The organism is Streptomyces sp. NPDC058701 (assembly GCF_042715295.1).
Lineage (GTDB): Bacteria > Actinomycetota > Actinomycetes > Streptomycetales > Streptomycetaceae > Streptomyces.
The window spans coordinates 1-14,227 of sequence record NZ_JBHXSY010000082.1; the positions used below are offsets into that span (position 1 = coordinate 1).

Below are 14,227 nucleotides of genomic sequence, written 5' to 3' on the forward strand. Positions count from 1 at the left end.
TTCACCGACCCTGACCACCTCATCCGCCGGCTACGACACGGCCTCCGCCAGATCCGCTACCGCAGCGACATCATCGACGGGTGCCTCACCGGCACCGGACTCACCCTGACGACACCACGACTACAAGGTCAGTAGCCGCGAGGTCGGCGGCCAGGTGTTCAGCGTACTTGGTCTGGATCGGTGTGCTGAACGCTTGCTCCGGCATGGAGGTCCTCTCTCCTCTGAAAGAAGTGTCGCTGCGCGCGACAACCGATGGTGCCGGGTCCGGGCTCTCGCGCCCGAGAGGTGTCGGCATCTCCCTCGGGCACGCCCGCCGCCGGTCATCGTCCGTACGACGTGGGGCGGATGTTCTGGTTGAGCCGGAACCGGTTGTGCGGATCGTAGATGTCCTTGACCCTGCCGAGTCTCGCGCGAGCCGTTCCGTAGGACCGGTCCGTTTCTCCGGCTTCGCCGTCCCCATAGTTCACGTACGTGCCCATGCATCCGTCTGCGACGGCCGCCCGACGGGTTTTCCTGACCCACTCCACGTGGTCGCCTGCGGCCGGATCGCCCACCGTCCACAGGGCCACGACGTTGGCGACCCAGCCGGCTTCCCGGTGCGGGAACGCGGTGGCGCCGTCCGGCACGCGTGCCACGGCCCCGCCCATCGCGGTGAGTTCGATCTGTGACAGCGGGGACCGCGCGAGTGCCGACTGCTCCACGAGGGCGTCGATGAGGTGATCGGAGGCCTCGCGGAACAAGGCGGCCTTGCTGTAGACGCCGTGCCCCGGAGCGAAGAGGCCGTCCCAGGCGCTCTGGACCGCGACGTACGGCTGGACGGCCGTCATCGAGAAAACGGGGTCGTGCAAGGAGCCCGCGGCGACCGACGCAGCCACCTCGTCCAACGCATCGCCGTCGTCTCCCCCCAACCAGGAGAAGGCGGAGAGCAGGACTCGGCGTCCAACGATGTGCCGAGGCATCCAGGGGAAGTCCGGGGCCTCCCTCATGACGTGGCCCCACGCCAGGCGGTCGTCGGCCCGCTCCGGCAGACGGGACGACACGGACAGCACCTCTCTGGCGTCCGCCAGCGGATGTACCTGGATGAGCGAGCGGACCGGCCCCACGCGATGGAGGCGGAACTCGAACTCGGTGACGATCCCGAAGTTGCCCCCGCCACCCCGCAGTGCCCAGAACAACTCCGGCTCACAGTCTTCCGCGACGCGTACCAGATCCCCGTCTGCCGTCACCAACCGCGCAGCGCTCAAGTTGTCGATGGTGAGTCCGTACGTGCGCATCAAGAGGCCGAACCCACCGCCGAGGGTCAATCCGCCCAACCCGGTGTGGGACACGGCGCCGGTCGTCACCGCCAGTCCGTGTTCCTGAGTGGCCCTGTCCAGATCGGCCAGCCGGCATCCCCCCTGCGCCCGCGCCCTCGCACGTGCCGGGTCTACGAGGACGTCCCGCATCAGCCCGAGGTCGATGACGATCCCGCCTTCACACGTACTGTGCCCGGGGATGCTGTGCCCCCCGCCCCTGACCGCGATGGGAACGTCGCGCCGCGTGGCGAAACGGACGGCACGGGCCACGTCGGCCTCGGTCATGCACTGTGCGATGAGCATCGGACGGCGGTCGACCGCCCCGTTCCACACACGTCGTGCCCAGTCGTAATCCGTGTCCTGGGGGCTCAGGACCGCCCCGGTGAATCCGGCTATCATCTGGTGCCCTCCACGTTCGCCCATCAGATCTGCGCCCGTGCGATCCAGTGGTGATCACGGGGGGCGCACAGCCGACGCGGCGGCCGCGGCATCCCGGTGCAGCGCCCCTCGCCCAGGTCGGCGACCGAGTACGCAGCAGCCCGCCAACCGAACGCTCCCAGGTACGAGGCCATGTCCTGCACACCGTGCAGGAAGGGCGACCCCGCGCGTTCCATGTAGGTGAGGAACCCCGCGTTGGCCGGCTCTGCGAGGTACCGGGCGTCCGGTGCGTCGAGGGTGATCACGGAGTCCGCGGCCGACACGGCTGACACCTCCGCGAGCAGCCGGTCGCTTTCCTCCGGGCTCAGGTAGGGGAGCAGCCCTTCCACGACCCACAGAGTCCGGCGCCCCCTGTGGTGACCCCTGCCCGCCAGCGCGGAGGTCCATCCGGGGGACCTGAGGTCGCAGTCCAGCAACGTCCGTCGGCATGTTGGGCGCGGCAGACCCGACAGGAGGCGCTCCTTTGCCTCCAACTGCCCGGGCAGGTCCACCTCGTAGACCTGGACGGCGGAGACCAGCGGCAGGCGCCAGCAGCGTGTGTCGCTCCCGGCTCCGAGCACGACGACCTGGGTGATGCCGCTGTCCACGGCGTCGCGGAGGACCTGGTCACCGAACCGGCCCCGCAGGATCACCGAACCCGTCGTACCGCCGGCTTCGAGCGCGCGGGCGGCTGCAAACCGCGCCCGAGGGGTCACCAGGTGGTCGGCGAAGGGATCGATCAGGTAGCGGTCGGTTCGCCGGTTCTCGTCCGCCCGTATGACGGCGGTGATGAAAGCGGTCTCTTCCACTGGGCCCGGCCGGCCGGGCGGTGCTGACGTCACGGTGTGTCCCTTGCCTTGTCGCTGTGGCTCCCCTGGGCGGTCCAGGGCGAGTCGCCGATCAGATCGGCCTGGGCGAAGCTTCCCGCCCGGGCGTACTGCGCCGATATGGCGGCGAGCTCGTCACCGGTGAACACGTCGGAGACGTCGTCGAACCCGTCGGGGGCGCGCTCGTGCGCCAGCGTGATGACCCGCTCCGGTCCCATGCTCCGGTTCTCCCTCTGCAGTGCCGTCATGACATGGCGGCGCAACTCCTCGTACTGGGCGAGGGCCTCGCTCACGTCCTGGCCGCGTGCGAGGCAGTAGGCCAGGACGCGGGCATCGATGATCGCTTGCGTCGCGCCGTTCGAGCCTGCCGGATGCATGGCGTGTGCCGCGTCCCCGACGAGGGTGACGTGCCGGAAACTCCAGCGTGGCAGGCTCTCCCGGTCGATCATCGGGTAACGGTGTATGCGCGGTGCACCGGCCAGCATGCGGCCCGTGTCCAGGTAGGGGGAGCGCCAGTGACCCAGTTCCGAGAGCAGGATCCCCAAGCGCCTTCCCTGAGGCAGCCGCTCCCGGCGGGTCTCCGCCGTAGCGGGCACGGCGACCACCCAGTTGTTGAGCACCTCGCCGGAGGACAGGTGCTGTATCGGGTACACGACGAGGCGGCGACGTTCGTCGCCGAGCACCATCATCGAGGCTCCCGTCAAGAATGGCTTGCCGGCCGTGATCCCGCGGAACATGACCATGCCGTTCGTCGGAGGGCTCCCTTCACCGGGATACAGCTGAGCCCGTAGGGCAGAGCGGATTCCGTCGGCACCCACGAGAACGTCGGCGTGCAAGGTCCGGTGCGCCCCACCCGCCGTCCTGGCCACGACGGTGACGCCGCTGGCGGACGTGTGGAACGCCGTCACCCGGTGGCCGTAGACCACAGATCGCGACCCCAGCACGGAACGCACCCGGCACGTCAGTACGTCCAGAAGGTGGTCCCGGGAGAGTGAGAGCTGGGGCCATCCGTACCCGGCACTCCTACCACGCTTCTCCCGCCAGATGACGTCGCCGCGCGTCGAGCAGAGCAACAGTTCCTGGGTGAGCACCGCCTTGGTGGTCAGTTCACCGAGCACGCCGAGCGCGTCCAGCTCGCGCACCGCATTGGGGAGCACGTTCAGGCCGGTGCCCGTGTGCCCCCGTCTGCTGTGGTTCTCCAGAAGGTTGATGTCCCTGACTCCCGCGGCATGCAGACTCAGGGCGGTGGTGAGTCCGCCCACTCCTGCCCCGGCGATGACGACGCGCATTGCACCTCCCTGTCAGGCGTCCGGGAACACGATCGCGGCCTCGGTCGTCTCGGTCCGCCGAGCTTCCCGGGTGCCCTGCAGGACTCCTTCGAGCAGGTCCACGCTGCCCCCTCCACTGCCCAACTCGTACCGCCGCCGGTCGTGTGCGTAGGCCCGTCGTGCCATGACCAGATGTTTGCCGCGGAAGCTCGAAAGCCTTTTCAGGACGAGGGACAGGCCCACCGCACTCTCTGCGATCCTGCGCCTGTCAGCGACTCCGCTCGCGGATGCGCGTGCGACCCGCAGCCGGGTGACCTGCGATGCGGATCGCGCTGCGGTGTCGTAGAGCCGGCGCCACCGTGGCAGCGTGTGCACCCCCACCTCCTGGCAGAAACGCAGATAGGTGGAGTCGGCCCGGTCGGACGCCCAGATGATCAGATCCAGCAGCGACAGGGGGAGGTGGGCGGCGGCCGGGCCGAGGTAGGGCCGTCCCTCGATCGCCACGTCCTCGAAGTAGGGCCTCAGCGTCTGCGCGAAGAACTCCGGGGAGACCGTCGTGAGTACCGACTTCATGGCATCGTCGCAGGCGGCCAGCAAGCCGGCGATGTGCCGGGACTCCGCGGCGTAGTCCGGGTCGTGCGGGTCGGTGCGGGACAGGCGCACGCAGGCGTCCACCGCATGGGACAGGGCCGGTGCGCTGTGGCGGACGGCTTGGATGAGGTGCCGTTCCATCAGGTCCCCGGTGTACGTGCGTTCCCTGGTTCCGGTCGGGTTCCACACCGTGTAGTGGTAGACGGTGTCGCGCGGGATGGTGCCCGTCAGACGCGCGAGGCGGGTCAGAACCGGTACTACCGCGGGGACGGCGGTGGCGGGCTGCACGCCGCACCGCTTGAGGCTCCCCAGATACATGCCCAGGTCGCGCACGGCTGCAACACCCTCCTCCACGGAGAAGGAGTCGACTGCGTCCGCGCTCGGCAGGATGCCGAGCAGGGCTTGGGCGAGGTGTCGCACGTCGCATGCTGCGTTCTGGAGCTGAAGGCGGTGCAGCGCATGATCCGCCTTCAGCGGGTCAATCCCTTGGACCAGGGCCGCGTTGTGCACCGAGAGGAGTTCGTCTTGGTCCGTCATACAACCGCCCGGTTCGGAGATCCGGGGCGCTGGCTCCCCGGGGCTGATCCGCTGCCGGGAAGTGATTCTGGGGCAGCGTCGCATCGGGGGAGTGAGTACCTTCTACTCACAGTCGGGGTGTGCGGTGGTGGAAGGCCCGTAGGGCGGGCCGCCGGACGCGGACGACAGGACCCTCAGGAGTGGCAGCCGCCCATCCGGGCCGCACTTCACAGTTGTCGACAAGGAGCGCGGTGGACGTTTCCGAAATCTCCGCGATGTGGGAGTGGTGCGGGCGCGAGAAAGAACTCGTCGCCTTCACGAAAGCCGTGCGCGACCCCACGACACAGGGGTTCATCATTCACGGTGGCGCAGGCGTGGGGAAAACGCGCCTCGCCGAGGAATGCCTCTTGCGCATTGCGCGTCACACGGGCCGGGTCGTCCGCATCGCCACCACCAACCCGCTGCCGCTCGCCGCTCTCATTCCGATCCTGCCGGACGGGATCGACCTGAGCGATCCGGGACGCGACATAGCCGCGGCCGTCCGCCACATCCAGGCAGCAGGCGAGGGGATGCGGCACCGCCTCGTGGCCCTGGTGGACGATCTGCACCGACTGGACCCCGCATCCGCCTTCTTGCTCGACCGCCTCATGCGCGCTGGGGCGGTCTTCGTGATCGGCACCGTCCGCACTCATGAGGAGATGGGGGAGCACGTAGCAGAGCTCACGCGGGCCTCAATGACCGTCCGGATCGACTTGGCCGACCTCAACAGACCTGAAACGCAGGCGCTGCTCACCAGCGCGCTGCGAGCGCCGGTGGCCGAGGAAGTGACCGAGGCTCTCTACGCAGCCTCCTCGGGCAACGTCCTCTACCTGCGAGAGCTGACGATCGGAGCGATGAGGACGGGGGCGCTGCGCAGGGCGAACCGCCTGTGGACGCTGTCCACGGAGCAGCACCCGACTGCGACGCCGAAGCTCCGGGACCTGATCCGGGAACGCATCATGCGGCTCCCGGAGCGCAGCCGCACCGTGCTGCAGACGATGGCCTGGTGCGGGGGCGTCTCGGTCAACGATGCCCTGCAGATGTCGGAGGACCGTGACATCTCCCAGCTCGAGGACGCGGGACTCGTACGCGTCGTTGTGGAGGGGCGCCGCTTCATGTGCGTGCTCGGGCATCCGCTGTATGAAGAGGTCATCCGCACGCTGGTGCCGAAACCCCGTGCCACCGCCCTGATCCTGCAGCAGGTGGAGCGGGTACGCGCGTACGGAGCACGTCGCCGAGAGGACGTCCTGCACATCGCGGGAATGAGCCTGGAAGCGACGGGGACGGCCGATCCCGAGATCCTTCGCAAGGCTGTCCGGGTGGCCAGGAACGCGCATGACTACCGCCAGGTGGCCGCCCTGTGTGCTGCTCTTCCCGAGGAGTCCGTCACCCATAACGAACTCATCTTCCACGGTGAATCGCTCCTGGAACTGGGGGCGTGGGAGAAGGCGGACGCCGCCTTCCAGCGGGCATACGACTGCTCCACGACCGAGGAGGAGGCGGTGTCAGCCGCTCTGACACGGACCATGGCGCTCGCCCTGGGAACCGGCGACATGGCAGGCGCCCTCCGAGTGAACGCAGACGCGCGCGCTGCGATCGGGTCGCCCGCGCTGCGTCAGGTTCTGGACGTGAACGAGAGCACCATCGTGATCATCGATGGGCGCCCGGGTGAAGGCCTCGACAAGTACGAAGCGGTCAAGACGAAGGCGGGCGGAGACCTCAGCCGGGACGCCGAGCTCCTTTCCAGCATGATGAGAGAGATCGGCCTCATCATGCTGGGCCGTTGCTTGGACGCGCAGGCACTGTGCAGGCAGTGGTACGACTTCCACCAAACGAGTGGCGAGGGCGCCCTCGTCCCGCACGCCGCTGCCCACCTCAGCGGGCTGGCGTTCGCACAAGGCGAGGCCGGCGACCTGTCGGGAGCACGTCGTACCGGACGTACGGCCTTCGACGCCCTCTTGGAGATCGATGCCCCGAGGAACCGGGTGTGGCCCGCGATCTACCTGGCGCGGTGCGAATGGGTCGCGGGACATCCGGCGGCCGCGGCGCGCTGGTTCGAAGAAGGTGCCGTCCTCGCCCGCCGGAACAACCACAACCGGGTCCTCCGCGTCGCCCTGGCCGGACAGGCGGCGGCAGTGGCCCAGCTCGGTGACAGCGCAACTGCCCGGATGCTCATGACGGAGGCCGAACACCTGCCCACGTTCAAGGTGCTGGCCGGGGAGGACCGGCTGGCCCCGGCGTGGATCCTCATCGCGGAGAACCGGCTCGATGAAGCCGCGGACGTCTTGACGGAGGGGGCCGCGGAAGCGGCGAGGCTGGGCCAACCGATGTCGGAGGTGCTTCTGGTTACGGACCTGGCGCGCCTCCGCCCGACGCGGGAGAACGCGTCACGGCTTGCGCGTCTCGGTAGGGGCTACCAAGGCGCGCTGACACGCTGCAGGGGCGATTTCGCCGTGGCACTGGCGCAACAGGATGCGGACGCCCTGGTCGCCTGCGCCGCGGATCTGCTCGCCTGCGGAGCCGACCTCCTGGCCGCCGAGGCGTTCGCCGAAGGTGCTCGCCTCTATGCTGCGACTGGCCGGGGCGACGAAGCGAAGCGGTCGCGGTACGAAGCGGGAGTCGCCCATGCACGATGCGAGGGGGCGAGAACGCCCCTTCTGCGCGACGTTTCCGCACTCCACGAACTGACACCACGCGAGAGGACGATCGCCAGGCTGGTCGCAGGCGGCGCGAAGCCCGCGGACGTGGCCGAAACGCTCGTACTGTCCGTACGCACGGTCAACAACCACTTGCAGAACGTCTACCGCAAGCTCGGCATTGCGCAGCGCGCGCAGCTGGCCGAGGCGCTGCGCGCGACGGCGCGCGAGTGCCCGCGATGAGATCCGGGAGGTGCGCATGAGCATCACCTGCGCCGTGGCCAGAGCGTCGCCGACAGGCGGAGGGAAAGCGCGGCGACCAAGGCCAGGAGGAGCAGTCACAGCGGGCATGGGGGTGCCTTGCGGTACGCCGGCGCCTCCGGCTCCCGCCATCACCAGTGCGGGCTGCCGTCGGTCGGAAGTCCCGCCCACTGGTGCCACGGCGGCACACAGGCTGTTGGGCAGGCCGCGGCGCCTGCGAAGCAGCCCTGTCCATACCGTGCCGATGCACGAGGGCATCTCGCGCCACTCGCCGACAGATGCAGCCGCGCACCGCATTTGCACCTGCCATCTCTACCCTGGCCCGTGCGGGCCGGGCGGCCGGGGCGCTCGGCGGCCGCATCATCACCGCCTGATGCGGTCCACCGTGTCCAGCGGGCCGTGTGCTGCTCTGTTTGACGTGGTAAGGACCGGGCGCCACGCCGTGGTCGCCGCAGGCGTCCGCGAGGGGTCCACGGTCGCTGTGGTCGGAGACGGAGCGGTCGGGCTGTGCGGTGTCCTCGCCGCGCGCCGTCTCGGCGCGGAGCGCATCATCATCCACGAGCGGCGTACCGACGAGGCGGCCGCCCGCACGGTCCGCCTGACTGCCGAGCACGGCGTCGGCATGATCGCGAGGGATGACGTCACCGAGGTGCTGATGGTGCTGTTCGAGGAGCCGGCCACGGCCGGGCTCGTCCTGGAGCCGGGAGAAGGGGGCCCGACCCGACCCGCGGGGCATCGGTGCAGGCCGCACGGGCCCGCACGGGGCAGGAGTGCGGCCCAGTCCGCCAGCCGGTCACGGCCTACTGCGCGCAGCGCAGGGCGTGGGGGAGGGCGGTGCGGCGCCCTCCCACGGCACACCACGGGCCACGAGCCTGCTGCTAGGGCTTGGACCGATCCTGGCCACCCAGCGCAGACTTGAGCTCCTTACGGTTGGTCACGCCGAGCTTCTGGTAGGCACGCTGCACATGGTTCTGCACGGTGCGCGGGGAGACGACGAGCGAGGCGGCGATGTCGCGGGACGTCCGGCCGGCCGCCACCATCTCCGCCACAGCGCGTTCCCGCGGCGTGAGGGGGACGAAGGCCCCGGCGAGATGGAGTCGGGGAGTCGTGACGTCCCCACAGCGGGCGAGGGCGCGCGCCCCTCTCACCATGACCGAGGCGGCACGTCGGCCCTGGCCACCACGGTGCAGGAGCGCGGCAGCGCTGCCGGCCGCCTCTGCGGCCAGGAGGTCCAGTCCGAGATCATCGAGAACGGGAACGAGCCCCGTCAAAGCGGATGCGTCATCACTCGCCCAGGCGCTTACCAGGGCGGCGCGTGCCGCTGCGAGGTCTCCCTCGCAGACGTCGGCCAGCTCGACCACCCGGTCGCGTACGCTTCCCGCGTCGCCCAGCCGGGCCACGTCGGTCAGCAGCAGACCCTCTGACGTGACGTGGCCCTGCTCGCGGGCCACGTCGGCGGCGGCCCGCAGAATGCTGCGGGCCGCTTCGGGTTCACCTTGCGCGACCCGCAACCACGCTGCGCCGAGAGACTCCTCAGGCTCGAAGAACGGCAGGGAGACCGCACGCTCCTGTTCCTTCAGTGTCGCCACTGCTGCCGGTACGTCGCCGAGGGCGGCCTGGGCGGCCGCCAATCCGGACAAGGCCCGGCTCAGGCACATGTGGTCGCCATGGTTCCTCGCAGCCAGGGAGCTGACGGAGAACCAGTGGCGGGCCTGGGCCACGTGTCCGGCCAGCCACTCCGTGTGCGCGATGTTGAGGGCTGCCCAGACTTCGACAGCCGTCTTGACGGATGATGTCTGGGCATGGGCGCTGCGCCCGACCCTGCGTGCCTCGTCCAGCTGCCCGGACTCGGCCAGGGCCCCGGTGAGAGCCACGAGGTTGCGGCCCGGGTGCGACAGGCGGTTCTCTTCGTCGAGCCGTACGTGTTCACCGTGGACGTGGCCGGCGAGAGCGGCTGCCGCCCGGGTACGCCCCACTGCCGAGAGGGCCGTGGCCCGCATGGCGGCCCCCCAGAGCCAAAAGGTGGATTCCGGTCCCTCCTCGTGCATGAGTTGCTCGACCGGTGAGAGCTTCTGCAGGGCCTCGTGAAGGCGGCCGACGAGCACCAGCAGCACGCCCTCGTTGACCAAGAGTTTCTTGCGCGCCGTAGGGTCGGTGATGCCGGGGCGGGGCTCCTGGCTGACCTCCAGTGCGCGCTCGTGCTGGTGGCCCCAGAAGAGCTGGATGGTGTGCAGGTAGACCGCGGTCATCCGCTCGGTGTCATCCGCCGCCTGACGGTAGGCGTCCAGGAAAGCCTCCTCCGAGGCGGAGTGGTTGCCGGATTGTGCCTGGACCTCTCCGAGCAGGAGGAGGACACCCGTGGTGCGCTGTTCTGCCGAAATGGTCGTCAGGAGCGAGACCACTCCTGCGTAGTCGTGCGCGTGCCGAGCGATGGCGGCGGCCTGGTACAGCAGCCGCGGATCGGCTGTACCGGTCGCGGCGAGGCGCAGTGAGGTGATCCTGAGGGGGTCCTCCTTGCGACGGGCGCCGAGGGACTCAAGACGTCTGACGAACGCCATGCGGATGCTCCGTCGATCCCCCAGGGTGACCCCCGTCCGTATCACTTCCGCGTGAAGGGGGTGGGAGAGGCTCAGGCGGACTCGCTGTCCGTCGAGCACCGAACGGATGAAACCACGTTCCTCGAGCTCTGTGACCGTCTGTTCCGAGTGCGCCAGTGCCCTGACGTCGGCGAGAGACATCGGCTCGCACAGGGACAGGAGTTCCAGGAGTCTGCGTTCCTCCGGTCCGGTGCGGCCGAGCCGTTGCCGGATGGCGCTGAGGATCTCAGGGGTGGAGCTGAGCGCCCCCTCGCCCAGACACCACATCTCGTCCGTCTTCGTGAGCTGCCCCCGGTCGACGGCGGCGGTCACGATCTCCCTGAAGTGGAGGATGTTGCCCCCGCTCGCGTGGAACAGGGCATCGAGGGTCTCGGTCTGCGCCGATGCGCCCATGACCGCCGCGAAGAGCTCCGAGGTCTGCTCACGGGTCATCGGTTCCAGGTCGATCCGCGTCACCCGTTCCCCGGCGTCCAGAGCGCTGCTGAGAGAGTTCCGCCCATCCGAACGCACCGTACTGACGGTACGGATGATTCCTGCGTCGAGAAGCTGGCGAAGCAGGACCTCGGACGCTGCATCCAAGTGCTGGAGGTCGTCCACCAGGGCCACCCACCGCACACCACGCCTGGCCAGGTGATTCGCAGCCGCGGCGAACGCTGCGACGGGATCGCCCGGTTCCAGAGGATCGATCGGGAAGAGGTGGGCGACCGCGCTGAGGGGCATCCCGACGTTCTCGGGCAAACCGGTGGCGCGCAGGGGCCGGTACCCGTGCCGGGTCGCCGTCTGGACGAATGCCTCGGCGAGACGGGTCTTGCCCACGCCGGCAGGCCCGTGGATCGTCGTGGCCGGCTTGTCGGGCCGGTCCAACTGAGCGTCGAACTGCGCAAGGTGGCGCTCACGGCAGATCAGCGGCCACGGTGTGGAGAGCTGTCGGCCGTGGTCGTCCATGGTTTCCTGTCCTGGTCCGTACAAGCCGTGCGGCTTCGCCGGCTTTCGGGGATGGGGTGATGGTTCCGCGATCTGCATGCTTTGGAAGCGGGCCTGTCGGCGACGGGTGAATCGTGACCCGCCGGTTGAAGATTGACCCCGGTCCGTCAGTTGATGTTGTTCATTCCCCGGTGTTGGCGGGTGGAACCCGGCCGAGGTCGCGGCCGCGCATGCGGTAGCTGTCGCCCTTGAGTGAGATCACTTCGGCGTGGTGGACCAGTCGGTCGATCATCGCGGCGGCGACGGTGTCGTCGCCGAAGACCTCTCCCCAGCGTCCGAAGGGCTTGTTGCTGGTGACGATCACGGAGGCGTGTTCGTATCGGCCTGAGATGAACTGGAAGAACAGGTTCGCGGCCTCGGGTTCGAACGGGATGTAGCCGACCTCGTCCACGACGATCAGGGGGATGCGGCCGAGGCGGGTGAGTTCGTCGGCGAGTTTGCCGGCCTGGTGGGCGTCGGCGAGGCGGGCGACCCACTGGGCGGCGGTGGCGAACGCGACCCGGTGCCCGGCCTGGCAGGCCCGGATCCCGAGGCCGGTCGCCAGATGGGTCTTGCCGGTTCCGGGCCGCGCGATGTCGGACGACACGGCCTGACACCAGGTCAACCACGCCCAGGTCGGACGCGGCCGCCAGGCCCGCGAGTACTTCGAGCAGACCAGCCCGTTCGTGCCAGCGATCCGCCAGATCGACCGGTTGGTGGAGTTCCTGAACCTGGTCACCGCCTGCCACGCATTCGTCGCCGCCGCGGACCGGGTCGTCCCGGGGCTGGGGGATCGCCAGCTCGGCGATGACGAGCAGGCGGTCGTTCGGGAGAACTGCGCGCGTGTTCGGGCGACGCTGGATTGGAACGAGATCGCGGTCGGCGCCGGGAAAGTCGACGTCGACTGCGAGCTCGCCCGCCTCCTCCAGGGTGAGTAGGCGATGCCTCGCGCATCGGCGCGCAAGTCGCCCGCGGCCAGCAGACATGCCGAAACCGTCCGCGTCATATTCTTCGAGGCGCAACCGGCCGGGCTGACCTTCGACCGGCTGGTCGGATCCAGCGCATTGAACCCGAGCCAGGCCCGCTCTGGGCTTGCCTGCCTGCGGGACACGATCACCGAGCACGGCTGGCTGCCCCTGATCGGGGCCCGGGCAGACGGTTATAGGTTCTGCTCGGACGCGGCCGAGCTCCAGGCCTATAAGTCTCGGTGATCCGCGAGAAACTGACAGAGATCCGCCAGTTGATCACCGGCGTGGTCACCGAAGGCCGGTGGTTTAAGTACGGAGTACTCACTCGCCCTAGCTAGCGATGTTGTTTTACTGGATCAATAAAACCGGATGGGTTGGGGCGTGGCCAATTCAGTGATCGGTTAGCGTAAGCAGCATTGAGCTGACTTTCTCCTACTTGTACGCGCGCAGGAAGCTGCGCCGCACTCTTAGAAACAGGATTTAGATGTTGAGGTTCGATAGTAATAGCCCGGCTGTCGTGCGATCCGTCTCGGAGCCAGGGGGCGCGGATTCTCTGGCTGAAGCGAGGATCATTCGTGCGAAGAAGTCCTGATGAGGCTCACGGCCAGCGTCCACGTGTCCTGCTCGCCGCCCCTCGTGGCTGGTGTGCGGGTGTGGACCGTGCCGTGATCGCCGTCGAGAAGGCGCTTGAGCAGTACGGCGCGCCGGTCTACGTACGCCACGAGATCGTGCACAACAAGTACGTCGTCCAGACCCTGGAGAAGAAGGGCGCGATCTTCGTCGAGCGGACGGAGGAGGTGCCCGAGGGCTCCATCGTGATGTTCTCCGCGCACGGGGTGGCGCCGGTGGTCCACGAGGAGGCGGCGCGCGGCAGGCTCGCGACGATCGACGCGACCTGCCCGCTGGTCACCAAGGTGCACAAGGAAGCCGTCCGCTACGCCAACGAGGACTTCGACATCCTCCTCATCGGCCACGAGGGCCATGAGGAGGTCATCGGCACCTCGGGCGAGGCCCCGGACCACATCACGATCGTCGACGGCCCCGACGACGTCGCGAAGGTCGAGGTGCGCGACGAGTCCAAGGTGGTCTGGCTCTCCCAGACCACGCTCTCCGTCGACGAGACGATGGAGACGGTCGACGCGCTGAAGACGAAGTTCCCGCTGCTGGTCTCCCCGCCGAGCGACGACATCTGCTACGCCACCTCGAACCGGCAGGCCGCGGTCAAGGCCATGGGCGCCGACTCGGACCTGGTCATCGTCGTCGGCTCGAAGAACTCCTCGAACTCCATCCGCCTCGTCGAGGTCGCCCTCGACGCGGGCGCCCGCGCCGCCCACCTGGTCGACTTCGCGAGCGAGATCGACGAGGCCTGGCTGGAGGGCGTCACCACGGTCGGCCTGACCTCGGGCGCCTCGGTGCCGGAGGTGCTGGTCGAGGAGGTCCTCGAGTGGCTGGCCGCCCGCGGCTACGCCGACGTCGAGATCGTCAAGACCGCCGAGGAGACGATCACCTTCTCGCTCCCCAAGGAACTCCGCAGGGACCTGCGCTCTGAGGCCGCCGAACTCGTCTCGAGTCGGGCACCAGCAGAAACGTGTGGGCCCGGAGCCACAGCGGCAGAGGTCTGAGCACGCACTTCAAAGGAATTCAATGAGCATCCAACCGACAATCCGTTCCGTCGATTTTGGTCTGCCGTCCGTGCCGACGAAGCTTGCCGACCGCCGGGTCAGCCGCAAGATCCAGGTCGGTTCCGTGGCCGTCGGGGGCGACGCGCCCATCTCGGTCCAGTCGATGACCACGACCCGCACGTCCGACATCGGCGCCACGCTCCAGCAGATCGCCGAGCTCACCGCCG

The 14,227-nt window shown here is 68.8% G+C and carries 10 protein-coding genes and 2 pseudogenes; 6 read left to right on the forward strand and 6 right to left on the reverse strand.

What is annotated here, in order from left to right:
- Window positions 1–320: 320 nt before the first annotated feature.
- The 4 genes from ACFWW8_RS36985 to ACFWW8_RS37000 form a co-directional block, all read right to left on the reverse strand.
- Entirely contained in the window at window positions 321–1,598 is a 1,278-nt protein-coding gene (locus tag ACFWW8_RS36985; protein WP_386536921.1) for an FAD-binding oxidoreductase, read from the reverse strand.
- A 119-nt stretch (window positions 1,599–1,717) separates the two neighbouring features.
- The gene (locus tag ACFWW8_RS36990; protein WP_386536924.1) at window positions 1,718–2,521 is read right to left on the reverse strand and encodes a class I SAM-dependent methyltransferase; all 804 of its coding nucleotides are present in this window, start codon (window positions 2,519–2,521) and stop codon (window positions 1,718–1,720) included.
- Window positions 2,522–2,550: 29 nt separating this feature from the next.
- Window positions 2,551–3,828: an FAD-dependent monooxygenase gene (locus ACFWW8_RS36995; protein WP_386536926.1), complete on the reverse strand. Its 1,278-nt coding sequence runs from the start codon at window positions 3,826–3,828 to the stop codon at window positions 2,551–2,553.
- Window positions 3,829–3,840: 12 nt separating this feature from the next.
- Window positions 3,841–4,935 (reverse strand): monodechloroaminopyrrolnitrin synthase PrnB family protein, encoded by a 1,095-nt coding sequence (locus ACFWW8_RS37000; protein WP_386536929.1) that lies wholly within the window; start codon window positions 4,933–4,935, stop codon window positions 3,841–3,843.
- A gap of 230 nt (window positions 4,936–5,165) precedes the next feature.
- On the opposite strand from ACFWW8_RS37000, the gene ACFWW8_RS37005 reads away from it, so the two are divergent.
- A complete protein-coding gene (locus ACFWW8_RS37005; RefSeq protein ID WP_386536932.1) occupies window positions 5,166–7,832 on the forward strand; it encodes a LuxR C-terminal-related transcriptional regulator in 2,667 nt (888 codons plus the stop codon).
- Window positions 7,833–8,256: 424 nt separating this feature from the next.
- Window positions 8,257–8,430, forward strand: a pseudogene (locus ACFWW8_RS37010) (IMP dehydrogenase); the annotation flags it as partial.
- A gap of 298 nt (window positions 8,431–8,728) precedes the next feature.
- Here ACFWW8_RS37010 and ACFWW8_RS37015 read toward each other — a convergent pair.
- A complete protein-coding gene (locus ACFWW8_RS37015; protein ID WP_386536935.1) occupies window positions 8,729–11,392 on the reverse strand; it encodes a LuxR C-terminal-related transcriptional regulator in 2,664 nt (887 codons plus the stop codon).
- 160 nt (window positions 11,393–11,552) lie between these two features.
- Window positions 11,553–12,017, reverse strand: a complete 465-nt coding sequence (locus ACFWW8_RS37020) for an ATP-binding protein (protein WP_386536939.1) — start codon at window positions 12,015–12,017, stop codon at window positions 11,553–11,555.
- Between ACFWW8_RS37020 and ACFWW8_RS37025 the strand changes: the two are divergent.
- From ACFWW8_RS37025 to ACFWW8_RS37040, 4 genes and pseudogenes are all read left to right on the forward strand, one after another.
- A pseudogene (locus tag ACFWW8_RS37025) lies at window positions 11,998–12,348 on the forward strand (DUF6192 family protein); the annotation flags it as partial. The gene ACFWW8_RS37020 and the pseudogene ACFWW8_RS37025 sit on opposite strands and share 20 nt — an antisense overlap.
- 3 nt (window positions 12,349–12,351) lie before the next feature.
- On the forward strand, window positions 12,352–12,621 hold the full coding sequence (locus ACFWW8_RS37030; RefSeq protein ID WP_386536942.1) for a hypothetical protein: 270 nt from the start codon (window positions 12,352–12,354) through the stop codon (window positions 12,619–12,621).
- A gap of 332 nt (window positions 12,622–12,953) precedes the next feature.
- A complete protein-coding gene (locus tag ACFWW8_RS37035; protein ID WP_386536945.1) occupies window positions 12,954–14,000 on the forward strand; it encodes a 4-hydroxy-3-methylbut-2-enyl diphosphate reductase in 1,047 nt (348 codons plus the stop codon).
- 22 nt (window positions 14,001–14,022) lie between these two features.
- The coding region (locus ACFWW8_RS37040) for a flavodoxin-dependent (E)-4-hydroxy-3-methylbut-2-enyl-diphosphate synthase (RefSeq protein WP_386536947.1) at window positions 14,023–14,227 on the forward strand (205 nt) is incomplete at its 3' end.